The organism is Cellulomonas sp., from assembly GCF_017744555.1.
GTDB lineage: Bacteria > Actinomycetota > Actinomycetes > Actinomycetales > Cellulomonadaceae > Cellulomonas.
The window spans coordinates 31,147-54,980 of the sequence record NZ_JAGIBD010000010.1 but is presented as its reverse complement, the minus strand read 5'-3'; the positions used below and the strand labels follow the sequence as shown (position 1 = coordinate 54,980).

Here is a 23,834-nt window from a genome sequence, read left to right as displayed (position 1 = left end):
GCGGGCAGCTCAGACCCCGGCGGCGTCCAGCAGCACCTCGACCGTGCGCCGTGCGGCGCTCGCGACACCCGGGTCCCGGTCCATGCGGGCGCCCACCGCGGCACCGTCGTACAGGACGTGCAGCTGGTGCCCGAGCGACTCGGGGTCCGGCGCACCGCCCTCGCGTGCCAGCTCGGTGAGCAGGCCCCGCAGCCAGGCCCGGTACTCGTCGGAGCGCCGCTCGACCGTGCCGCCCGGCTCTGCCTCGGCGCTCGCCGCCATGAACGCGCACCCGCGGTACCCGGGACGGGAGAAGACCTCGGCCTGCGTGTCGAACACGCGGAGCAGACGCTCCCGGGGCGAGCCGCCGCGCGCCAGTGCCGTCTCGATGCGGGCCCGGATCCCGTCCTGACGGCGTGCGAGGTACTCGCCGACCAGCGCGTCCTTGCTCCCGAACGCGTTGTACAGCGACGCCTTGGCGACACCGGCCCGCTCGATCACGCGGTCGATGCCGACGGCGTGCACGCCTTCGGCGTAGAACAGCTCGTCCGCCGCGTCGAGCAGCCGGTCGCGCGCCGAGCCCTTGGTCGTCACCATCGGCCAGCCTCTCCCCTCCGTCGCACCGCGACCCATCATCGCGCACGCCGTCCTGCGGCCTCGGCGAGCTCGCCCGCAGGCTCGGGTGACAGCGCCGCTCGCTCCCCGGGACGCGACCGCACGAGCGCGACGAGCGCGACCCCGACGAGCAGCAGCACCACGAGGCCGTAGTCGCGGACCACGGTCGTGAGGTCGCCGACCCTGCCCACGAGCGCTCCCGCGACGACGGCAGGGACGCCCATCCCCAGGTAGGCGACGATGTAGAGGACCGACAGGACGCCCGCGCGCTCCTCGGGGCGAGCCTGCGGGACGACGAGCCGCACGGCCCCCTGGAAGCCCGCACCGAACCCGAGCCCGGCGACGGCCGTCCCCGCGAAGAACCCGACCGCCGAGCCGGTGCTCACCGCCACGAGCGTGCCGAGCACCCCGGCCGCGACGGCGACCACCGACACGAGCATGACGCGACGGGGCGCCACGTCCCGCAGCAGCGCCCCGGCGACGGCCGCGACACCGGCCAGCGTCGCGAGCGCGAGGCCCCCCAGCAGCACGCTGGGCGACCCCGTGAGCGCGCGCAGCACCGCGGGACCGAGTGCCCCGTACAGGCCCGCCAGCGCCCACACCGCGAACACGACGGGCACCGCGCCCAGCAGCGGGCCACGCACGGCCGCGGGCATCCGGACGTCCGGTCGCAGGCTGCCCGCCGCACGGGCCCGTGCCCCCGCGGTGCGCGGCGCCGTCTCGGGCAGCACGAGCAGCCCGACGAGCTCGATCACGAGCAGCGTGAGCAGCACCACGTAGATCGTGCGCGTCGGGGCCGGCAGGTACTGCACGACTAGTCCCGACGCGAGCGCGCCCGTCGCGGTGCCGGCACCGGTGGCGACGCTGTTCGCGAGCGCGCCCCGGCCCCGGTCCACGTCGAGCATCGCGGCGCCGAGCGCGCCCACGGCGGCGCCCGTCGCGAGGCCCTGCACCACGCGCGCGACGAGGAGCGCGTCGAAGCTGCCGGCGGTCGCGAGGAGTGTGACCGCGACGATCTGCCCGATCGCGCCCGCGACGAGCACGGGCCGCCGACCCAGGTGGTCGGACAGCCGGCCCAGCACCAGCAGCGCCGCGAGGACCGCGACGGCGTACACCGCGAACGCGAGCGTCACGCCGAGCGGCCCGAAGTGCCAGGTGGCCGCGTAGGTGGCGTACAGCGGGGTGGGGGCCGCGGAGGCGGCGAGGAACGTCACGACGACCGCGATCAGCAGGGCGAGGTGCGCGGCGGGAGCGGGACGACGGACCACGGCGACTCCTAGGTAGACCGGTCTGTCTAGCGAATGGTGTGACGGTAGACCGATCTGTCTAGGTGGTCAAGGCCCGGGCACGGCGAAGGCCGCCCTTCCCCGGGAACGAGGCAGAGCGGCCCCGTCGAGGAGCCGGTCCCTGTGCTCGTGGTCGGACTGAGGCTCCGGTCCGCTCCGGGCCCGTGCCACGCTCCGCGCGGCCCGGTCCTTCCGGCGACCTCCGCCTCAGTCCTCGTGCTTGAGGTCGGACTGAGGCTCCGGTCCGCTCCGGGCCCGTGCCACGCTCCGCGCGGCCCGGTCCCTCCGCGGACCTCCGCCTCAGTCCTCCGACCTGTGGTGGAGCATGCGCGCCACCTCGGCGATCGTTCCCGACATCGACGGGTAGACGGTCACGGCCTCGGCGACCTGGTCGGCCGTCATGCGATGGGTCACCGCGAGGGTCAGGGGGAACACGGACTCGCTCGCGCGCGGCCCGACGAGCACCGCACCGAGCACGGTCCCCGACGCCGGGTGGGCGAAGATCTTGATGAACCCGTCCCGCACGCCCAGCATCTTCGCGCGCGGGTTCCGCGCGAGCGGCAGCATGCTCACCGTGTAGTGCGTGCCCTGCGCCTGCAGCGCGGCCTCGCTCAACCCGACGGTCGCGATCTCGGGCGCCGTGAAGATGTTGGCCGACACCCCGCGCAGCGCGAGCGGCGTGACGGCGTCGCCGAGCGCGTGGGACATCGCGATGCGCCCCTGGGTGGCCGCGACGGACGCGAGCGGCAGCACGCCCGTGACGTCCCCGGCCGCGTAGATGTTGCGCACGCTCGTCCGCGACACCTTGTCGACCTCGATGTGCCCCGACGGCTTGAGCCGCACGCCGGCCTCCTCGAGGCCCAGCCCGGCGGTCGTCGGCACCGACCCGACGGCGAATAGCACGTGCGACCCCTGCACGACCCGGCCGTCGGCGAGCGTGACCTCGACCCCGTCGGCGGTCCGCCGCGCACCGGCGGCCCGGGACTGCGACATGACCGTCATGCCGCGCGACCGGAACACGCGCTCGAGAAGCTCGGCCGCGTCGGCGTCCTCACCGGGCAGCACCCGGTCGCGGCTCGACACGAGGACGACGTCCGCGCCGAGCGACGTGTACGCGCCGGCGAACTCGGCACCCGTGACCCCGGACCCGACGACGATGAGCCGCTCGGGCAGGGACTGCAGGTCGTACAGCTGCGTCCACGTGAGGATCCGCTCGCCGTCGGGCACCGCCTCGGCCAGCACCCGCGGGGTCGCGCCCGTGGCCACGAGCACCACGTCGGTGTCGAGCGTGAGCTCGTCCCCCGTCGCCGTGGTCACGAGGACGCGCTGCGGGCCGTCGAGCCGCCCGTGCCCGAGCACCGTCCGGACGCCCTCACGGTCCAGGCGGCCGCGGATGTCGGCGGACTGCGCGGCCGCGAGCGCCTTGACGCGCGTGTTGACGGCGGCGAGGTCGATCTTGTGCCGCACGAGCGTGCCCAGCCCGCCGCCGGCCTCGCCGGGGGCGCCGGCGAGCGGGAGCCCGTCGAGCTGGATGCCGAGCTCGGGCGCCCGGTCCGCGATCGTCATCCACTCGGCCGTCGCGATGAGCGTCTTCGAGGGGACCACGTCGGTGAGCACCGCCGCGCCGCCGAGGCCGGCCTGCTCGACGACGGTGACGTCCGCCCCGAGCCGCCGGGCGACGAGCGCCGCCTCGTACCCGCCGGGTCCACCGCCGACGATCACCACGCGGGTGGACTGGAGGTCCTGCTCGGGCGCGTTCGATGTCGTCACAAGCGACCATTCTGCCCCGGTCCGCATCCGGCACCCGGGCTAGCCTGTCGACCATGAGCGACGTCACACACGGCCCCGACCTCGACGACCCCGCGACCGACCCGTTCGACGTCGCGAAGCACGCGGCGATCCACCTCGCCGAGGCGACCGGGGTCGAGCGGCACGACATCGCGCTCGTGCTCGGCTCGGGCTGGGGCGGCGCCGCGGAGCTGCTCGGCGAGACGGTCGCCGAGGTGCCGAGCCACGACATCCCCGGGTTCGCCGCGCCGGCCGTCGTCGGGCACGTCGGCACGATCCGCTCGATCCGCCTGCCTGACGACCGGCACGCCCTCGTGCTCGGCTCGCGGACCCACCTGTACGAGGGCCGCGGGGTTCGCCGGGTGGTGCACGGCGTCCGGACGGCGGCTGCGGCGGGCTGCCGGGCGATCGTCCTCACCAACGGCTGCGGAGGCCTGAACCCGGCGTGGAGCGCGGGGACACCCGTGCTCATCAAGGACCACATCAACCTCACGGGGACGTCGCCCGTCGAGGGCGCGAACTTCGTCGACCTCACGGACCTGTACTCGGCCCGGCTGCGGGACGTCGCGCGCTCGGTCGACGCCGACCTCGACGAGGGCGTCTACGTGCAGTTCCCCGGGCCGCACTACGAGACGCCGGCCGAGGTGCAGATGGCGGGCCGGATCGGCGGCGACCTCGTCGGCATGTCGACCACGCTCGAGGCGATCGCGGCGCGCCAGGCCAAGCTCGAGGTGCTCGGCATCTCGCTCGTGACGAACCTCGCGGCCGGCATCAGCCCGGTGCCGCTGTCGCACCAGGAGGTCATCGAGGCGGGCATCGCTGCGGGACCGCGGATCAGCGCCCTCCTCGCCGAGGTGGTTCGCCGCATCTGACAGTACGTTGGGCCCATGACCGGCGAGGACGCGTGGACCGCGCTCGAAGCGCGGGTGCAGACCTGGATCGACGACGACCCGGACCCGCAGACGGCCGAGGAGCTGCGGCGCCTGCTGGCCCAGGGCGGCCGGGGCCCCGCCGGCCTCACGCCGGGCCGGGAGCCCGACCCGACGCAGCAGCAGGCGATCGACGCCCAGGCGGCCGCCCGGGCCGAGCTCGCCGACCGGTTCAGCGGCTTGCTCCAGTTCGGCACCGCGGGGCTGCGCGGCCGGCTCGGGGGCGGGCCGCACCGGATGAACCGAGCCGTGGTGATCCGGGCGGCGTCCGGGCTCGCGGACTACCTCCTCGGTGAGCTCGACGGGATCACCCCGCCGCCCCGCGTCGTCGTCGGGTTCGACGCGCGGCACAACTCGGCGCAGTTCGCCCGCGACTCGGCCGCGGTCCTCACGGCTGTCGGCATCGAGGTGCTCGTGCTGCCGTGGGCCCTCCCGACGCCCGTCCTGGCCTTCGCGGTCCGGCACCTGGGCGCCGACGCCGGGGTCATGGTCACCGCGTCGCACAACCCGCCGCAGGACAACGGGTACAAGGTCTACCTCGGTGGCCGGGTCGTCACCGACGCCGGTCAGGGCTCGCAGATCGTCCCCCCGGCCGACGCGGCGATCGCCGCCGAGATCGCGCGCGTGCCGTCGGTCGCGTCCGTCCCGCGGGCGGAGTCCGGGTGGACCGTGCTCGGCCCCGAGATCGTCGACGCGTACGTCGAGTCCGTGCTCTCGCTGGCCGACCGCAGCCCGGAGGCCCTCGAGGCCGCGCGGCGCGTGCGCATCGTCCTGACACCGCTGCACGGCGTCGGCGGCGAGGTCGCCGCGCGTGTGCTGGCCGGCGCGGGGTTCACGGACGTCCTCGTCGTCCCGGAGCAGGAGGCACCCGACCCCGACTTCCCCTCGGTGGCGTTCCCCAACCCCGAGGAGCCGGGCGCGATCGACCTCGCGCTCGGCCTCGCCGCCGACGAGCGCGCCGACGTGGTCCTGGCGCTCGACCCCGACGCGGACCGGTGCGCCGTCGCGACGGTGGACCCCCGCGCCCGGCAGCACCGGGGTCCCGACACCGCGGGCGCCGACGGCTGGCGCATGCTGCACGGCGACGAGACCGGTGCGCTGCTCGGCGCGGCGGCGGTCGACCGGCTCGCAGGCCAGACGCAGGGTGCCGTGCTCGCGAGCTCGATCGTGTCCTCGCGGCTGCTCGGGCGGATCGCGGAGCACGCGGGCGTCGGCTACGCCCAGACGCTCACCGGGTTCAAGTGGATCAGCCGCGTCGACGGCCTCGTGTTCGGCTACGAGGAGGCCCTCGGCTACTGCGTCGACCCGGAGCACGTGCACGACAAGGACGGCATCTCGGCGTCGCTCGTCGTCGCGACCATGGTCGCCCGGCTCAAGGCCGGCGGGCACACCCTCATGGACCGGCTCGACGACCTGGCCCGGACGCACGGGCTGCACCTCACCGACCAGGTGTCCGCGCGGTTCGTCGACCTCGCGGACATCGCCGCTGCCGTGCACCGCATCACCGCGACCCCGCCGCGCACGCTCGGCGGCTCGCCCGTCACGTCCGTGGTCGACCTCGCCGCGGGCACGGACGACGACCGCGACGGTCTGCCCGCGACGCCCGGCCTGCGGATGTTCACGGCCGACGGGACGCGCGTCGTGGTGCGGCCGAGCGGCACCGAGCCGAAGGTGAAGTGCTACCTCGAGGTCGTCGAGCCGGTCGCGCCCGACGCGGACCACGCCGCCGTCGGCCACGCACGGTCGGCGGCCCGGCACCGGCTGGACGCGGTGGCCGCGGACGTCCGGGCGGCGCTGGGCATCTGACGGCGCTGGGCATCTGACGGCGAAGGGCATCTGACGGCGCGGGGCATCTGACGGCGCAGGGCTCGAGCGCCTCGGCGTGTCCGCTGCGGCGGTCGGCTGCGCGACGTGCCGAGGCGGAGCACCCGCCCTCCGGGGTGGGGCGCTCAGCGCGTGCGCGTGCAGGTGAGCTGCGCGACGTTGCGCGCGACGGCCTCCGGCCCGGCCCCCTGCAGCCCGAACACCGCCTTCTCGCCGGATCTCAGGGTCCCGTTGTACGACATGTTCTCGGCCGTCACCGTGGAGCCGCTCGTGCCGAGCTGGGCGTTCCACACGGCCGTGATCTGCTGCCCGGCGGGCAGCTGCCAGGACACGGCCCACCCCTGCACGCCGCCGCTGCCGGCGGTGACCTCGAGCTGCGCCTGGAACGCGGTCGACCCGTCGCCGGCGGGCCAGGTGTTGGTCACGACGTAGGTCGCCGAGCACGCCCCGGCGGGCACGGGTTCGGGTGGTTCGACGACGCCGGACGTGGGGCTCGGCGACGTGGTCGGGGTGCCGGGCGACGCGCCAGGGGACGTGGCCGTGGCACCCGGGCGCGGGGTCCCGCCGCCCGTCGTCCCGCCGGGGGCCACGCCGGGGCCGGCGGTCGGCGCCGCCGGGTCGGCCGGCCCGGGCGGGTCGGTCGAGAGCGCCGTCGGGGAGCCGAACGCGACGTCGGCCGCCGGGAACGGCGCGACGGCGGTGTTGACGTCGACGGGACCCGGCAGGCCGTCGCACACGCGCTCGGGCGCGAACGTCGCGTACGTGCCCGCCGCGCACTGGAAGTCGACGACCGCGTCACCGCCCACGACGACCGTGCCGCCGAGCCGCGCACCGCTGCGCACCACGGCCATGTCGCGCACGACGGCCTGGTCGGTGACGACGGCGCCGTCGCCGACCCACGCGGCGCCCTCGATGCGCGCGGAACCGTGCACCTGCGCGTCGCCGCGGACCACGGCGTACGGGCCGACGTAGGCGGTGTCGTCGACCGTGGCGTCGTCGTCGACCCAGCCGCCGCCGTTGGGGTGCGCGTGGCCGCCCTCGACCGGCTCCGCGGCGCCCGGCGACACGGTCGCCCCGGCGACCCGGAACTCGTACGGGTACCGCGCGGTCGATCCGAACCCGCCGCCGCCGGTCACCGTGTGCGTCACGGACGGCGTCCCGACGACCACGAGGTACGCCTCGTCCTCTCCCTCGCGCAGCGCGAACTGCACCTCCTCGTCCTGCCCCTCGACCACCGGGCTGTACCGCGGGATGCCGTCGCGCAGCGCGACGATCCCGAGGCTCCAGCCGGAGTCCGGCGCGCCGGTGTGGCCGCGCAGCCGGACGTGGATCGTCGACAGGGGTGCGTCGGGGACCAGCCGCACGAGGTTGAAGCCGTAGTCGGACGGCGCGAACCCGTCGAGCACGGTGTACCGGCCCGGGTCGTCCGGGACGGGCGTCACCGGGGTCGACCTGCCCGCCAGAAGCACCGGGTCGAGACCGGCGACGCCCTCGAGGATCTGCCCCTGGTGGGTGAAGTCCCACGTGAGGGTCCGCAGCGCGTACTCGGCGACCCGCCGGTTGAGGCTCGCCTGGTCGATCTTGGCCAGCCGCCGGTACGTCTCGATCGGCGACTCCCCGTCACGCGCGCCGCGCCACAGCCGTCCGAGCAGCTCGCCGCCGTCGCGGTCCGCGAGGTACTGCAGCAGCAGCCAGCCGCCGTCGCCGGCCCGGGCGCTCGACCAGGGCAGCGACGGCGACCGGACGAGGTCGGACGGGTCGCCGATGCCCGAGTCCGACGACGCGGTCGCGAGGAACGCCGCGCTCGCCGCCCGGAACGGGTCGTCGGCGTCCGCCGCGAAGCCCTGCCCGCCGTCCGCGGCGAAGCCCAGCACGGTCTCGGCGAACCCCCGGGCCAGGTCCCACGACGCCGTGGACACCCCGCGCAGCGCGGAGACCTCGGCGCGGACCAGGCCGACACCGTCGTCGACGGTCCCGGTCGCCGCACGCCCCTGGGTGGACACGCCGCCGGCCTGCGTGATCTCGGGGTCGTCGGGCACGGTGCCGGACCAGGTCCCGTCGGCGAGGACGACGATCTTGTGCCGACCCGCCGGGCCGCGCTCGTCGGCGACCTGCAGGTCGCGCACGTCGAGCGCGTACAGGGCGTCGAGGTCGGCGACGGTGGCCGCCGGGTCGAAGCGCAGCTCGGGCGGTGCGTTCCGTGGGTCCTCACCCGCCAGGTCGCCCCAGGCGAGCACGACGTCGTCGCCCTCGAGGGTGTGGCTGCGCTGCCACACGGCCGACCACGAGGACGGCACGCGGACGTCCTTCGTGCGGTCGTCGGCGCGGCTCAGGGTCGTCACGACGAGGACCGCCGCCACGACGGGCACGAGGACGGCGGCCACGAGCGTGCCGCGTCGGATCCGGCCCATGCGGCGTGCGTCTCCTCCCGTCGGGTCCTGCGCACGCCGCGGTCGAGCTCGGGTCGAGGTCGGTCGGGGGTCGGGGTGCTGGTTTTCGCGCCCCACTGTCGTCCGGGCGGGGTGCCTGCGTCAATCGTCGCGGGAGTGACCGAACGGGTGACACGTGACGCCGCCCCCGGCGTATGAGAACCCGATGAGAGCCGCAGCCCGTGCCGGGGCCGCTCGGCCGTCGCTCAGGCCGTCAGTACCCTTCCGCCGCCTCGAGCCCGGACAGCACCGCCGCCGTGCCGGACAGTCCGAGCCGGGTCGCGCCGGCCTCGATCATCGACAGCGCGTCGGCCGCCGTGCGCACGCCACCCGACGCCTTGACGCCGAGCCGCCCGCCGACCGTCTTGGACATGAGCCGCACGGCGTGCACGCTCGCCCCGCCCGCCGGGTGGAACCCCGTCGACGTCTTCACGAAGTCCGCGCCCGCGGCCTCGGCGGCCCGGCACACCGCGACGATCTGCTCGTCGGACAGCGCGGCCGACTCGATGATGACCTTGAGCACCACGGGCTTCGGCGTCGCGGCGCGCACGGCCGTGATGTCCGCCTCGACGTCCCCGTACCGGCCCTCGATCGCCGCACCGACGTCGATCACCATGTCGACCTCGTCGGCCCCGTCGCGCACCGACCGGGCGGCCTCGGTCGCCTTGACGTCGCTGTGGTGCTTGCCCGACGGGAAGCCGCACACCGTCGCGACCTTGAGCCCGGGCGCCTGCGAGAGGTCGAGCGGCAGGAACGACGGCGACACGCACACGGAGTACACGCCGAGCCGGTGCCCCTCCGCCACGAGCGCCTCGACGTCCGCCGTCGTCGCCTCCGGCTTGAGGAGCGTGTGGTCGACGTACTGCGCCAGGGCCGCCGCGTCGAAGGGGGTGGTGGTCATCGTTCTGCCTCTCAGGTTCTTCCCGGCCCGGGCTCAGGCCCGGTGCCGGCTGCCGCGCACCGCCGCGTAGGCCGGGCGGATCACGGTGTCGATCAGGATCGTGCGCTCGTCGTGGTGGAGGAACGTGTTCGCCGCCGCGGCCACCGTGACGTCCTGCAGGTCGTCGAGCGTCCAGCCGGCCTGCTCGACGAGCAGCGTGAGCTCGCGCGTGAGCGTCGTGCCGGACTGCAGGCGGTTGTCGGTGTTGACGGTCACCGTGAAGCCGAGGTTCTTGAGCCGCGTGACGGGGTGCTCCGCGACCGAGGCCGCCGCACCCGTCTGCACGTTGGACGACGGGCACAGCTCGAGCGGCACGCGCCGGTCCCGCACCCAGTGCGCGACCCGGCCGAGCTTGTCGCCGAGCTCGTCGACCGTGATGTCGTCGACGATCCGCACGCCGTGCCCGAGCCGGCACGCACCGGCGACGTGCAGCGCCTCGGAGATCGAGTCGAGGCCGGCTGCCTCGCCCGCGTGCACGGTGGCCGGCACGTGCGCGGCGGCCAGGGTCCGGAACGCCGCCTCGTGCCGCGACGGCGGGAAGCCGTCCTCGGCGCCGGCGATGTCGAACCCCACGACGCCCTCGTCCCGGTTCTCGATCGTGAGCGCCGCGATCTCCTCGCCCCGGTCGGCGTGCCGCATCGCGGTGAGCAGCGTGCCGATCCGGATCGAACGGCCCTGCGCGGCCGCCTCCGCGATGCCCTCGGCGAACCCGGCCTGCACGGCGTCCACGACCTGCTGCAGCGTCAGGCCGCGCTGCAGGTGCTGCTCGGGCGCGTACCGCTGCTCGGCGTACACGACGCCGTCCGCGGCGAGGTCGAGCACCGACTCGCGGGCGACGCGGCGCAGGCCCTCCTCCGTCTGCATCACGGCGACGGTGTGGTCGAACGTCTCGAGGTAGCGCACCAGCGTGCCCGACGAGGCGGCCTCGACGAACCAGCGGCCCAGCTCGTCCGGGTCCGTGGTCGGCAGCTCGTGGCCGATCTCGGCCGCCAGCTCGACGATCGTCGCGGGTCGCAGGCCGCCGTCGAGGTGGTCGTGCAGCACGACCTTCGGGAGCGTGGGGATGAGCGCGACGAGCGCGCCCGTCCCGGCCTCCCGCGGGGTGTCGGTCGCGCCGTCGGCCGGCGTGTCCTGCGGCGTCTGCGGTGCGGCGTCTGCCGGGTTCGCCGGTTCCGTCGGTTCTGGGTGGGTCATGCGGACACCGTACCTGCGGCCCTGCGGCGGGTCCTGCAGCAGGTCCCGCCTGCAGCCTCGGCGGTGCGGGGCACGGTCATGCGACGTCGCCCGGGTCGTCGTCCTCGACCGGGACCTCGGTGTCCTGCTCCACCACGTCGGCCTCGTCGGCCGTCCCCTCGCGGTCGGCTCGGGCGAACCCGGGCTCGTACTCCTCGGGGTCGGTCGGGGTGTCGTCGGGCTCGTCCGTGAGCCGCAGCGGCTGCTCGGGGACGGCGGGCTCCAGGCCCGCGTCCTGCCATGCGCCGGATCCGGGGACGGTGCTCATGGCTCCTCCTGCCGCGTCGTGGGTGTGGCCGGTCCTGACCATCGTGCTCTGTGCCGGTACGGGTCGCCAGGTGGGCGCCGTCACGCGTCGACGCGGTCGATGACCAGCGGCCCGACCTCCACGGCCGTCCCCGCCGGCGCCACGACGACACCGCCGTCGAGGGCCTCCCGGGCACGCGCGAACTTCTCCGGCGTGTCCGTGTGCAGGGTGAGAATCGGCTGCCCGGCACGGACCGGCTCGCCCGGCTTGACGTGGAGCTCGACGCCCGCACCCGCCTGCACCGGGTCCTCCTTGCGCGCACGACCGGCGCCGAGCCGCCACGCCGCGACACCGACCGCGTACGCGTCCAGGGTCGCGAGCACGCCGTCGCTCGTCGCGAGCACCTGGTCGGTCTCCTTCGCGACGGGCAGCGTCGCGTCGGCGTCGCCGCCCTGCGCCTCGATCATCCGGCGCCACGCGTCCATCGCGCGCCCGTCGGCGAGGGCCGCCGCCGGGTCCGCGTCGGGCCGGCCGGCCGCGTCGAGCATCTCGCGCGCGAGCGCGACCGTGAGCTCGACGATGTCCGCGGGCCCGCCGCCCGCGAGCACCTCGACGGACTCGCGGACCTCGAGCGCGTTGCCGGCCGTCAGCCCGAGCGGCGTCGCCATGTCGGTGAGCAGCGCGACCGTCTTCACGCCGGCGTCCGTGCCGAGCTCGACCATCGTGCGCGCGAGCTCGCGGGCGCGGTCGAGGTCCTTCATGAACGCCCCCGACCCGACCTTGACGTCGAGCACGAGCGCGCCCGTGCCCTCCGCGATCTTCTTGCTCATGATCGAGCTCGCGATGAGCGGGATGGCCTCGACCGTCCCCGTGACGTCGCGCAGCGAGTACAGCTTGCGGTCGGCGGGCGCGAGCCCCGACCCGGCCTGGCAGATCACCGCACCGACGTCGTCGAGCTGGCGCATCATCTCGTCGTTCGACAGCGCGGCCCGCCAGCCCGGGATCGACTCGAGCTTGTCGAGCGTGCCGCCCGTGTGGCCCAGCCCCCGGCCGGACAGCTGCGGCACGGCCACGCCGAACACCGCGACGAGCGGGGCGAGCGGCAGCGTGATCTTGTCGCCGACGCCACCCGTCGAGTGCTTGTCGGCCGTCGGGCGCGACAGGCCCGAGAAGTCCATCCGCTCGCCGCTCGCGATCATCGCGGCCGTCCAGCGGGCGATCTCCGCGCGGTCCATCCCGTTGAGCAGGATCGCCATCGCGAGCGCGGACATCTGCTCGTCGGCGACCACGCCCCGCGTGTACGCGTCGATGACCCAGTCGATCTGGCCGTCCGTCAGGCGCCGCCCGTCCCGCTTGGCGACGATGACGTCGACGGCGTCGAACTGCTCGCTCACTTCCGCTCCTCCAGGTCCGCCGGCCCGAACGCGTCGGGCAGCACCTCGGTCATCGGCTTGACGCCGCTCACGGTCTCGACGAGCAGGCGCGGTCCGCCGTGCTCGAACAGCAGCTGGCGGCACCGCCCGCACGGCATGAGCACGTTGCCGTGCCCGTCCACGCACGTGAACGCGACGAGCCGGCCACCGCCCGAGACGTGCAGCCCCGACACCAGCGCGCACTCGGCGCACAGCGTCAGGCCGTACGACGCGTTCTCGACGTTGCACCCCACGACGACACGGCCGTCGTCCACGAGGGCGGCCGCCCCCACGGGGAACTTCGAGTACGGCACGTACGCCCGCTGCATCACGTCCGTCGCGGCCGCCCGCAGGGCGTCCCAGTCGACGTCGGTCATGTCACTCCTTGACGTAGGGCTCCCCCGCCGCCGCCGGGCCGCGGACGCGACCGACGAGCCCGGCGACCGCCACGATCGTCACGAGGTACGGGAGCATGAGCATGAACTGGTTCGGGACGGGCGTCTGCAGGACGCCGAGGACCTGCTGCAGCTTGTCCGAGAAGCCGAACAGCAGGGCCGCCGCGAGGGCGCCGACGGGTGTCCACCGGCCGAGGATCATGGCGGCGAGGGCGATGTAGCCCTTGCCGGCCGTCATCTCCTGGCTGAACGCCCCGACGGACCCGATCGTGAAGAACGCCCCACCGAGGCCGGCGACCATGGAGCCGAGCAGCACGTTGCGCCACCGGGTCGCCTGCACGTCGATGCCGACGGTGTCGGCCGCGAGCGGGTGCTCGCCGACCGCCCGGACCCGCAGGCCCCACCGGGTGCGGAACAGGGCGATCGTGATGACGACCACCGCGACGTACAGCAGGTAGACGAGCAGCGTCTGCCGGAACAGCACCGGGCCGATGATCGGGATGCCCGACAGCACGGGGATGTCGATCACGGGCATGCGCGGCGGCGAGTTGAGCGTCGCGGCGTTCGGCTTGAGCACCGACGAGAACAGGAAGCTCGTCAGGCCGACCGCGAACACGTTGAGCACCACGCCGACGATGATCTGGTTCACCTTGTACTTGACGGTGAACAGCGCGAGCAGGGACCCGATGACCAGGCCCGCGACCGGCGCGGCGATGAGCCCGGCGTACACGGAGTGCGTGACGGACGCGACGACGGCTGCGCCGAACGCGCCGGTGAGCAGCTGGCCCTCGATCGCGATGTTGACGACGCCGGCCCGCTCGTTGAGCAGACCGCCCATGGCGCCGAACGCGAGCGGCACCGCGAGGATCAGCGACCCCTGCAGCAGGCCGACGAGCGACATCGACTTGCCCGCGACGGCCCAGCAGAGGAACGACAGCACCCACAGGACGCCGAACACCGCGCCGACCCAGCGGCCGAGCGGCTTGCGGTCCCACGCACGCCACGCGGCGTACGCGGCGAGCAGCAGCATGAGGACGCCGAGCAGGATCGCGGTGGCCTTGGACGGCACCGCGACGGGCCCGATCTGCACCCAGTCGTTGTCCGTCGAGATGACGAACGTCGTGTCCTCGCCGCTCTTGCCGAGGAAGCCGAACAGCACCAGCGCCGCGAGGCCGAGCACGCCGAACGCGATCGGCGCTTTCCAGGACCTGCGGGTGAGCGGCTCGGTGCGCTCGGGCGTCGCCGCGGGTGCCTGCGTGTCGAGGGCGGTCACGCTGCCGCTCCCTTCGCGACGGCCGTCCTCGGTGTCGGAAGACGGAAGATGGCCCGCACGAGCGGTGGTGCGGCGATGAACAGGACGACGAGCGCCTGGATGACCAGCACGATGTCGATCGGCGTGCCCGTCGCCGCCTCCATGACGCGCCCGCCGACGTTGAGACCGCCGTACAGCAGACCGGCGAAGAAGATGCCGAGCGGCCGGGACCGCCCGAGCAGCGCGACCGTGATGGCGTCGAACCCGAGCGACCCGGCGATGCCGCCGGTGAGCTGGTGCTCGGTGCCCAAGATGTGCACGCCGCCTGCGAGACCGGCGAGCGCACCGGACACGAGCATCACGAGGACGATCGTCGTGGGGATCCCGATGCCCGCGGTGCGCGACGCGTGCGGGTTGGACCCGACGGCCCGGAACCGGAACCCGAGGACCGACCGCGTCATGAGCCACCAGACGAAGATCGAGGCGAGGATCGCGACGATGAAGCCGGCGTGCAGTCGCGACCAGTCACCGAGCAGGAGCGGCAGCTGCGCCGTCTCCTTCACGCCCGGGCTCGTCGGCTGGTTGGACCCCGCGCGCGTGAACTTGTCGGTCGTGAGCAGGTACGCCAGCAGGTACAGGGCGACGTAGTTGAGCATGATCGTGACGATCACCTCGTGGGCGCCCGTCCGGGCCTTGAGCACGCCCGCGATGCCGGCCCAGATCGCGCCGCCGAGGACGCCGCCGAGCAGGGCGAGGAGCAGGTGCACGCCGGCCGGGAGGCTGTACGTGAAGCCGATGTACCCGCCGACCGTCGCGCCGAGGATGATCTGGCCCTGGGCACCGATGTTGAACAGCCCGGCCCGGAAGCCCACGGCGACGCCGAGCGCCGCGATGATGAGCGGCGTCGCGACCGTCATGGTCTCGGTGAGCGGCCGGATCGCCTTCTGGAAGGTGTCGGCCTGGCCGTTGTAGACCGCGCCGCGGAACATCGCCGCGTACGCGTCCCACACCGCGTTCCACGCCGCCGTGATGGTGTCCATCGGCTTCGCGAAGAAGTAGTGGGCGGCCGCGGTGACGTCGGGGTTCGTGAACGCGATGAGCAGCCCGCCGATCAGCAGCGCGAGCACGAACGCGAGCACGCTCACGCCGATGTCGCCGCTCACGATCTCGCGCAGCGCCCGCTCGCCGCGGTCCTCCGGCGCCTTCGTCTTCTCCGGCTCGGGCATCCCGCTCGTCGGGGACGCCTTCTCGCCGACGATCTCGTCACTCATTCCCGGCCTCCGTGGGGTGCGCCGCGGCCTGCGCGATCGCCTCGTCGTGCGGGACGCCGGCCATCATCAGGCCGAGCACGTCACGCGGCGTGTCCGACGGGACGATGCCCACCAGGCGGCCGCGGTACATCACCGCGATGCGGTCGGCGAGCTCGACGACCTCGTCGAGCTCGGTCGAGACGATCAGCACCGGGGTGCCGCCGTCGCGCTCCGCCACGATCCGGCGGTGCAGGAACTCGATCGAGCCGACGTCCACGCCGCGCGTGGGCTGGCTCGCGATGAACAGCTTGAGCGGTCGCGACAGCTCGCGCGCGAGGACGACCTTCTGCTGGTTGCCGCCCGAGAGCCGGCCGGCGGCCTGCGTCGCGGACTGCGTGCGGATGTCGTACTCCTCGATCCGGTGGTCCGCGTTCTTGCGGATCGCCGCCAGGTCGAGCGCGCCGCCCCGCGAGAACTCCTTGGTGTGGACCAGGTCGAGCACGAGGTTCTCGGCGACCGAGAAGTCGCCCACGAGCCCGTCGACGGACCGGTCCTCGGGCACGAAGCCGACACCGGCGTCGAGGACCTGCTTGGGAGACAGGCCGACGAGCTCGCGCCCCTCGAGCAGGATCGACCCGGCCGCGGGCCGCTCGAGGCCGAGCAGCGCCTCGCACAGCTCCGTCTGGCCGTTGCCCTGCACGCCGGCGAGCGTGAGGATCTCGCCCTTGGCGAGATCGAACGACACGCCGTCGACGACCGCGGCGCCGTTCGCGTCGAGCACCGTGAGGTCCTTGACCTGCACGGTCGTCTCGCCGGGCACCGCGGGCGCCTTGCCGAGCGACAGGGACACCGCGCGACCGACCATCATCGACGCGAGGTCCGTCTCGCTCGCCTCCGGCGACGCGGACCCGACGACGGCACCGCGACGGATCACCGTGATGCGGTCGGCGACCGCGCGCACCTCGCGCAGCTTGTGGGTGATGAAGACGATCGACGTCCCCGACTCCTTGAGCTGGCGCATGATCCCGATGAGCTCGTCGGTCTCCTGCGGCGTCAGCACGGCGGTCGGCTCGTCGAGGATGAGCACCTTCGCGTCGCGGGCGAGCGCCTTGACGATCTCGACCCGCTGCTGGACGCCGACGGGGAGCTCCTCGACGACCGCGTCGGGGTCGAGCTCGAACCCGAACCGGTCGGCAAGCTCGCGGACACGCTGGCGGGCCACGTCGAGGTCGAGCATCCCGACGCCGCCCGGCTTGGTGGACTCGTGGCCGAGCATGACGTTCTCGGCGACCGTGAAGACCGGGACCAGCATGAAGTGCTGATGGACCATGCCGATGCCCGCGGCGAGCGCGTCGCGGGGCCCGGAGAACGTGCGCGGCTCGTCGTCGAGCAGGATCTCGCCGGAGTCCGCGTCGTACAGGCCGAACAGGACGTTCATCAACGTCGACTTGCCGGCCCCGTTCTCGCCGAGGAGCGCGTGGATCTCCCCCGGCTCGATCACGAGGTCGATGTGGTCGTTGGCCACGAGCGGGCCGAAGGACTTGGTGATCCCGCGCAGCTCGAGCTTCACAGCGGCGACTCCTTCATCGCAGTGACAAGGCCGACATTAGCCCTGGTGGGACGTGCGTGGGGGTCGGCCCGGACCGCGAGTCCGGACCGACCCCCTGGCGTCACGTCAGGACTGCGGCGAGCTGGGCGAGGTCACCTTCACCGTGCCGTCGATGATGTCCTGCTTGAGCTTGTCGACCTCCGCCTTGAGGTCCGCGGGGACCTTCGAGTCGAAGTCGTGGAACGGCGCCAGGCCGACGCCCTCGTTCTTCAGCGTGCCGACGTAGGCCGTGTTGTCGAACTCGTCCTTCGACGCGGCGGTGACGACGTCGTTGACGGCCGTGCCGATCTCCTTGAGGACCGACGTGAGGATGATGTCGGAGGAGTCGGGGTTGGTCTCGACACCGTCGGAGTCGACCCAGATGACGGCCACGGACTTGCCGGCCGTGTTCGCGTCGTGCGCCGCGGCGAGCGTGCCGCCGCCGACCGGGCCCGCGACGGGCAGGATGATGTCCGCGCCCTGGTCGATGAACGTGTTGGTCAGCTGCTGGCCCTTGGACTGGTCCTCGAAGTCACCCGTGAACGAGCCGTTCTGGGCCTTGCTGTCCCAGCCGAGCGTCTTGACCGAGGTGCCGTGCACCTCGTTGTACTTCGCGACGCCGTCCACGAAGCCGTCCATGAAGATCGTGACGGTCGGGATCTGGATGCCGCCGTACGTGGCGACCGTGCCGGTCTTGCTCATGCCCGCGGCGAGGTAGCCCGCGAGGTAGGACGCCTCGACCGTGTTGAAGCTCAGCGGCTTGACGTTCGGGAGCTCGATCGTGTTGCCGTCCGCGTCCTGCGCGGTCGAGTCGACGATCGCGAAGTTCGTGTCCGTGTTGGCCTGGGCGGCGTCGCCCGTGGCCGTCGCGAGCAGGAAGCCGACCGTGATGATGAGGTTGCAGTTCTGGCCGACCATCGTGTCGATGTTCGGCGCGAAGTCGGACTCCTGCTTCGACTCCGCCGTGGCGGTCTTGATGCCGAGGTCGGACTCCGCCTGCTTCAGGCCGTTGTAGCCCGACTCGTTGAACGACTTGTCGTTGAAGCCGCCCGAGTCGGAGACCATGCAGGCCTTGAAGTCGGACGCGCCGGCGTCGCCGGTCGCTCCGGACGTGGCCTCGTCCTCGGGGGCGCTGCCACACGCCGCGAGCGCGAGGGCGACCGCCCCGCTGAGCGCGGCCACACGAATGATGTTCTTCACGCGGATCTCCTGGATCTCGTCGGCACGCCTGCGCAGTGCATGACGGACGGCGCAGCAGCACCTCGTCGCGCAGGCGGCTCGTCCGGCTTCGATGCTCCGGACACTACTGAGCCGCGCGTGGCGTGCATGTTACCGGGCGGTATCCGCCAGGCTTCGTTACCTAGTTGGAATGTCCTCCCAGGTGACGGACGTGTCTTCCCACCATCCGAGATCGGACGTTCAGGGGCAGGACGCCCGTTCAGGCCCGCCCCGCGAGCACGGCGACGCGCGCGAGCAGCAGCGCACCGGCCTCGACCGCGCGCTCGTCGACCCGCAGGTCGCCCTGGTGGATGTCGTACGTGTGGCCCCCGGGCGTGCGCGTGCCGAGCCGCGCCATCGACCCCGGCACCTTGGTCAGGTACCAGGCGAAGTCCTCGCCGCCGAGCGACTGCTCCGTCAGCAGCACCGAGCCGGGCCCGAGCACGTCGCGCGCCGCGGCCTCCAGCACGCCCGTCGCGCGCTCGTCGTTCTCCACGGGCGGCACGCCCCGCTGGTGTCGCACCTCCACCTCGACGCCGAGCGGCGCGACCACCTGCTCGACGGCCGCGTGGAACACCTCCGACGCCTTCTCCCACGCCCGCACGTCGAGGCACCGCAGCGTGCCCTTCACGGTTCCCGTCGACGGGATCGCGTTGTGCGCCGACCCCGCCTTGACGGCGCCCCACGTGAGGTTGACGCCCGAGCGAGGGTCGAGCCGACGGCCCAGGATCGCGGGCACCTGCGTGATCACCTGGCCCAGCGCGAACACCACGTCGCCCGTGAGGTGCGGGCGCGACGTGTGCCCGCCCGCACCCGTGACGATCACCGTGACCTCGTCGCTCGCCGACGTGATCGGGCCGATGCGGGTGCCGACGTGGCCGACGTCGACTTTCGGGTCGCAGTGCACGCCGAAGATCTGCCCGACGCCGTCGAGCGCGCCCGCGGCGATCAGGTCGAGCGCACCGCCGGGCTGCACCTCCTCCGCGGGCTGGAACACCAGCCGCACCCCCGTCGCGAGCTCCCCCGCCGCCGCGAGCTCCGCGAGCGCCAGACCCGCACCGAGCACCGCGGTGGTGTGCACGTCGTGCCCGCACGCGTGCGCGACGCCCCGCACGGTCGACGCCCACGGCAGGCCGCACGTGTCCTGCACCGGCAGCGCGTCGAGGTCGGCGCGCAGGGCGATCCGCCGGCGGCCCGAGACCGCCGGGCCGGGCCCGAGGTCGCACACCAGGCCGGTGCCCGGCATGAGGTGCGGCGTCAGGCCCGCGAGCCGGAGACGGTCCGCGACGACCCGGGTGGTCCGCTCCTCGGTCCGGCCGAGCTCGGGGTGCGCGTGCAGGTCGCGCCGCACCTCGACGAGCTCGTCCCGCAGGGACCCGACGAGCTGCACCAGCCGTCGGACGTCCGCGTCGTCGGGGTCGAACCGCTGCGTGTCGAGCGGCGGGACGGTCGAGGCGGTGAGGTCGGGCACGTCGTCGACCTTAGTCGCGGACGAGCTCACGCCCCCGGGCGGTCCGGCCCGGAGCCGGGTCCGCCGCGCCTCGTCGTGCGTGCTCGCCGACCGTCACCGGCTCGGTGGTGACCCCACCCGCCGCGAGCTCGGCCGTGGTGTGCACCCTCAGGTCCGGGACGGCGACACCCCTGGCCTGCGCGACGGCGCGCACGTGCGCGAGCACCGGCTCGGCCGTGCCGTCGTGGACGGCGGCGAACACGTCCCGGACGCGCGGGCGCAGCCATCCCGGCGGCATCGCGCCCATCGGCAGCCGCGGGTCGAGCACGACGAACCTGCGGTACTCGTCGGCGACGCGGGTCCGAGCGCGCAACGCGTCCTCGCCGGTCAAGTCGCCGGCCGCGACGCGCTCGCCGACCGGGACCCACTCGTCGAGGAACAGCTCGTGGCGCTCCCGGACCGCGTCGAGGTCCCACAGGGTCGCGGGGTCCAGCACGGCCGCGCCGTCGACGGGGAGCTGTTCCGCCCGGAACACCGTGACGCTCGTCCGGCTCGCCTCGGCGAGGACCGGGCCGAGCGCGTCGCCGGGCAGGTCGGGCGCGACCCACAGCCCGTCGTACAGCGGCACGTACCCGCGCCACCGCAGGCGGCTGCGCAGCACGGCCCGCTCGGAGTCGGCGTGCTTGGGCGCCGAGAACGCGACGAGGCTCCACCGGCCGTCCCAGTCCTCGGCATCCTGCGCGAACGTCGCGAGCGACCGTCCGCCCCGGGCGAGCGCGTCCGCCGCGGGGACGGTCAGCCGGTACGCCGTCTCGCGTCCGTCCCGACGGACCTCGAGCACACCGCCGCGGCTCAGCCGCTGCACGACCGCGCGCGCCCCGCCGGGCGTGGTGCCGAGGTCCGCCACGAGCGCGACCAGGAGCCCCGACGGGAACCACACCCGCGGCGCGAGCCCGAGCTCGGCGAGCAGCATCACGGCCGCGGTGCGCGGCGAGCTGCCCGCGCGCGGGCGCGGCAGGCGCACGTCGACGACCGCGTCGTCCGGCAGGAGGTCCTGCCGGTGCAGAGGCTGTGCCACGTGTGTCTCCCCGCGTGCGACGACCCGGCGTCCGGCGACGGGACGTCCGGCGGTCCGGCGGGCGGACCCGGGATGCGGTCACCCGGCGTCCGGACTCCCACCGGCCGCCACTGTAGGGCTGCGGTCCCGGACGCGGCCCCTCCCGCCCGCGGCACCGCGGCGAAAGCATTCGGTCGCGTGACACTTCTGCGCCCGACCGGGAAGCGTTGCGTCGCGTAACGGCCCACCGCACGCAGCAGAGGGAGTGCCATGTCGTCGAGATCGCGCAGGTCGTGGTGGGTCGGGGTGAGCAGCCTCGCGCTGGTCGCCGCCGGCCTCGTCGTCAGCACGTCGCAGAGCCCGGCGTACGCCGCGCAGACCGTGTCGAACATCGCCTACGCCCCCGCGCAGCCCGCGGGCAGCCGGGGGCACCTGCTCGACCTCTACCTCCCCGGCGGCACCGCCAGGACCCCGCTCGCGATCTGGACCAGCGGGTCGGCGTGGACGTCCGACGACGGCAAGTCCGGTGCGAGCGCGATCGCGTCCGCGTTCAACGCGCGCGGGTACGCCGTCGCGGGCGTGAGCGTCCGGTCCAGCTCGCAGGCGAAGTTCCCCGCCCAGGTCCACGACATCAAGGCCGCGATCCGCTGGCTGCGGGCCAACGCCGACCGGTACAACCTCGACCCCACCCGGTTCGCGGTCCTCGGCGACTCGTCCGGTGGCTGGGAGGCCGACATGGCCACCCTCACGGGCGGCGTCGCCTCGCTCGAGGGCACGCTGGGCACCACGGGCGTCTCGAGCACGGTGCAGGCCGGCGTGAGCTTCTTCGGGCCGACCGACTTCCTCCAGATGAACGCACAACGCGTCGACAACACGTTCGACCACGACGCGGCGTCGTCGCCCGCCTCGCAGATCATGGGGTGCGCGATCCAGACGTGCCCCGAGCAGGTGCGCCTCGCGAACCCGATCACGTACGTCGACCGGGCCGACCCGCCGATGCTGCTGCTGCACGGCACCGCCGACCAGATCGTGCCGCACGGCCAGAGCGTGCTGCTCTACGACGCTCTCAAGGCCGCCTGCGTGAGCACGCGGTTCTTCTCGGTGCCGGGTGCGAACCACGGCACCAACGACGTGATGAGCCCGTCGCGCTACGGGCAGCAGACCGTGCGCACGTCGACGTCGTGCGGTGAGACGACGAGCGTCGGCTCGCCGAACCCGTCGTGGGACACCGTCATCTCGTGGCTCGACGACGCGCTCAAGGCCGGAGGCCCGAACCCGACCCCCACGCCGACGAGCCCGACGCCCACACCGACCACGCCGACACCCACGCCCACCTCGAACCCGGGTGCCGGATGCACGGCGAGCGTCCGGATCACGAGCTCGTGGCCGGGCGGCTGGGTCGCGGACGTCTCGGTCACGGCCGGCTCGGCGCGGATCGACGGCTGGACGGTGTCGCTCACCCTGCCGGGCGGCTCGAGCGTCACGAACCTCTGGAACGGCGTCGTGACCGGCACCAGCGGCACCGTCACCGTCCGCAACCAGACGTGGAACGGCCACGTCGACGCGGGCCGGTCGACGACCTTCGGTTTCCAGGGTGCGGGGAGCAGTCCCTCGGCGGGAGCCACCTGCGTCCCCGCCTGACGGCGCACCGCGCGCGGCGGACCGCACGGCGTCCCGTTCCCCCGGACCCGTGCAGTCCGCCGTCGCGGCCGCCTGCCGCCGGTCGTCGCGCTCGTCGGCGCCGAGACCGGCTAGAGCAGGTCCTCCCGCCCGTGCGCACGCCAGCCGTCGACCGCGGCCTTGACCTGCTGCGCGTGCTCGCGCGTGGTCACGAGGACCGCGTCCGGGGTGTCGACGACGACCGCGCCCGGCACGCCGACCACGGTCACCGTGCGCCCGCCGGCCGGGACGGCGAGCGCGTCCGGGGCGCCGACCCGCAGCACCGCGGCGTCGTCGCCGAGCGTCGCGCCGTCGCCGAGGAGCGTGCCCAGGGACGCGAAGTCGCCCACGTCGTCCCAGGTGAAGTCGCCGGGCACGACGGCGACGCCGCCGGCCGCCGCGACCGGCTCCGCGATGGCGTGGTCGATCGCGATCTTCGTCAGGCCCGGCCAGACCGCGGCGAGCGTCGCGTCCCGCTCCGGGCCGTCCCACGCCGCCGCGATGGTCCGCAGCCCGTCGTGCAGCGCGGGCAGCTGCGCTGCGAGGTGGTCGAGCAGCACGCGCGCCCGCACGATGAACATGCCGGCGTTCCACCGGTACTCCCCCGTCGCGAGGTACGCGGCGGCCGTCTCCTCGTCGGGCTTCTCCGTGAACCCGGCCGCGACCCGCACGCGCGGTGCGTCGTCGAGGCCCAGGGCGTTGCCCGCCCGCACGTAGCCGAACGCGGTCGACGGGCCGGTCGCCGCGATGCCGATCGTCACGACGTAGCCCGCGCGTGCCGCCGCGACACCCTCGCGCACCGTCCGGGCGAACTCCTCGGCGCCGTCGATCACGTGGTCGGCGGCGAACGACCCCAGCACGACGTCGTCGCCGTGCCGCTCGAGCAGCACCGCGGCGGCGAGGCCGATCGCGGCCATCGAGTCGCGCGGCGACGGCTCGGCGAGCACCCGCTCCGGACCGTCCCCGCCGGCGACCTCGGGCAGCTGCGCACCCACCGCGGCCGCGTGCCGGGCACCGGTGACGACGAGCACGCGGTCCGGTCCCGTGAGGGGCACGAGCCGGTCCACCGTCGCCTGCAGCAGCGTGCGGCCCGAGCCGGTGAGGTCGAGCAGGAACTTGGGGTGACCGGACCGCGACAGCGGCCACAGACGCGTCCCGGCGCCGCCGGCGGGGATGACCGCGTGGAAGTCGGGGACCTGACCGTCGAGGGAGGCGTCCATGGTCGGCAAGGCTAGCGGGGGCGCGCGTTGTGGAGTTCCTCACAAATGGCCCCGGAGATGGGA

Annotated in this window: 19 protein-coding genes; 3 read left to right on the top strand and 16 right to left on the bottom strand. The window is 74.1% G+C overall.

The annotated features are described in order from the left end of the window. Window positions 1–9 precede the first annotated feature (9 nt). The 3 genes from J7523_RS08695 to J7523_RS08685 all read right to left on the bottom strand — a co-directional run bounded on the left by J7523_RS08695 (window position 10) and on the right by J7523_RS08685 (window position 3,650). Window positions 10–576, bottom strand: a complete 567-nt coding sequence (locus J7523_RS08695; RefSeq protein ID WP_291884999.1) for a TetR/AcrR family transcriptional regulator — start codon at window positions 574–576, stop codon at window positions 10–12. Window positions 577–611: 35 nt separating this feature from the next. Continuing rightward, complete coding sequence (locus J7523_RS08690; protein WP_291884995.1) at window positions 612–1,862, bottom strand: MFS transporter; 1,251 nt, start codon at window positions 1,860–1,862, stop codon at window positions 612–614. A gap of 318 nt (window positions 1,863–2,180) precedes the next feature. Then, on the bottom strand, window positions 2,181–3,650 hold the full coding sequence (locus tag J7523_RS08685; protein WP_291884992.1) for an NAD(P)H-quinone dehydrogenase: 1,470 nt from the start codon (window positions 3,648–3,650) through the stop codon (window positions 2,181–2,183). Window positions 3,651–3,703: 53 nt separating this feature from the next. Between J7523_RS08685 and J7523_RS08680 the strand changes: the two genes are divergently transcribed. After that, window positions 3,704–4,540 (top strand): purine-nucleoside phosphorylase, encoded by an 837-nt coding sequence (locus J7523_RS08680; protein ID WP_291884989.1) that lies wholly within the window; start codon window positions 3,704–3,706, stop codon window positions 4,538–4,540. A gap of 15 nt (window positions 4,541–4,555) precedes the next feature. Beyond that, window positions 4,556–6,403, top strand: a complete 1,848-nt coding sequence (locus J7523_RS08675; RefSeq protein ID WP_291884986.1) for a phospho-sugar mutase — start codon at window positions 4,556–4,558, stop codon at window positions 6,401–6,403. A 143-nt stretch (window positions 6,404–6,546) separates the two neighbouring features. On the opposite strand, the gene J7523_RS08670 is transcribed toward J7523_RS08675, so the two are convergent. The 12 genes from J7523_RS08670 to J7523_RS08615 form a co-directional block, all read right to left on the bottom strand. Then, window positions 6,547–8,832, bottom strand: coding sequence for a DUF6055 domain-containing protein (locus J7523_RS08670; RefSeq protein ID WP_291884983.1), 2,286 nt, complete (start codon window positions 8,830–8,832; stop codon window positions 6,547–6,549). A 232-nt stretch (window positions 8,833–9,064) separates the two neighbouring features. Then, a complete protein-coding gene (gene deoC, locus J7523_RS08665) occupies window positions 9,065–9,751 on the bottom strand; it encodes a deoxyribose-phosphate aldolase (protein WP_291884980.1) in 687 nt (228 codons plus the stop codon). A 33-nt stretch (window positions 9,752–9,784) separates the two neighbouring features. Continuing rightward, window positions 9,785–10,984, bottom strand: coding sequence for an adenosine deaminase (locus J7523_RS08660; protein WP_291884978.1), 1,200 nt, complete (start codon window positions 10,982–10,984; stop codon window positions 9,785–9,787). 76 nt (window positions 10,985–11,060) lie between these two features. Next, on the bottom strand, window positions 11,061–11,291 hold the full coding sequence (locus J7523_RS08655; RefSeq protein ID WP_291884976.1) for a hypothetical protein: 231 nt from the start codon (window positions 11,289–11,291) through the stop codon (window positions 11,061–11,063). Between the two features lie 80 nt (window positions 11,292–11,371). After that, complete coding sequence (locus J7523_RS08650; protein WP_291884974.1) at window positions 11,372–12,664, bottom strand: thymidine phosphorylase; 1,293 nt, start codon at window positions 12,662–12,664, stop codon at window positions 11,372–11,374. Further along, window positions 12,661–13,059 (bottom strand): cytidine deaminase, encoded by a 399-nt coding sequence (locus tag J7523_RS08645; RefSeq protein WP_291884973.1) that lies wholly within the window; start codon window positions 13,057–13,059, stop codon window positions 12,661–12,663. The genes J7523_RS08650 and J7523_RS08645 overlap by 4 nt, the downstream gene beginning before the upstream one ends. Before the next feature lies 1 nt (window position 13,060). Then, window positions 13,061–14,350, bottom strand: coding sequence for an ABC transporter permease (locus J7523_RS08640; RefSeq protein ID WP_291884971.1), 1,290 nt, complete (start codon window positions 14,348–14,350; stop codon window positions 13,061–13,063). Continuing rightward, window positions 14,347–15,555, bottom strand: coding sequence for an ABC transporter permease (locus tag J7523_RS08635; protein WP_291885135.1), 1,209 nt, complete (start codon window positions 15,553–15,555; stop codon window positions 14,347–14,349). The genes J7523_RS08640 and J7523_RS08635 overlap by 4 nt, the downstream gene beginning before the upstream one ends. A gap of 37 nt (window positions 15,556–15,592) precedes the next feature. Further along, a complete protein-coding gene (locus tag J7523_RS08630) occupies window positions 15,593–17,149 on the bottom strand; it encodes an ABC transporter ATP-binding protein (RefSeq protein WP_291884967.1) in 1,557 nt (518 codons plus the stop codon). Window positions 17,150–17,254: 105 nt separating this feature from the next. After that, window positions 17,255–18,367 carry a BMP family ABC transporter substrate-binding protein gene (locus tag J7523_RS08625; protein WP_291884963.1) on the bottom strand — a complete coding sequence of 371 codons (1,113 nt, stop codon included), beginning with the start codon at window positions 18,365–18,367 and terminating at the stop codon, window positions 17,255–17,257. A 238-nt stretch (window positions 18,368–18,605) separates the two neighbouring features. Next, window positions 18,606–19,856: an amidohydrolase gene (locus J7523_RS08620; protein ID WP_291884960.1), complete on the bottom strand. Its 1,251-nt coding sequence runs from the start codon at window positions 19,854–19,856 to the stop codon at window positions 18,606–18,608. Window positions 19,857–19,866: 10 nt separating this feature from the next. Continuing rightward, window positions 19,867–20,913: a PaaX family transcriptional regulator C-terminal domain-containing protein gene (locus J7523_RS08615; protein WP_291884957.1), complete on the bottom strand. Its 1,047-nt coding sequence runs from the start codon at window positions 20,911–20,913 to the stop codon at window positions 19,867–19,869. Between the two features lie 285 nt (window positions 20,914–21,198). On the opposite strand from J7523_RS08615, the gene J7523_RS08610 reads away from it, so the two are divergent. Then, on the top strand, window positions 21,199–22,533 hold the full coding sequence (locus J7523_RS08610) for a cellulose binding domain-containing protein (RefSeq protein WP_291884954.1): 1,335 nt from the start codon (window positions 21,199–21,201) through the stop codon (window positions 22,531–22,533). Between the two features lie 110 nt (window positions 22,534–22,643). Here J7523_RS08610 and J7523_RS08605 read toward each other — a convergent pair whose 3' ends face one another. Further along, window positions 22,644–23,771: a mannose-1-phosphate guanylyltransferase gene (locus J7523_RS08605; RefSeq protein WP_291884950.1), complete on the bottom strand. Its 1,128-nt coding sequence runs from the start codon at window positions 23,769–23,771 to the stop codon at window positions 22,644–22,646. Between the last annotated feature and the right edge of the window lie 63 nt (window positions 23,772–23,834).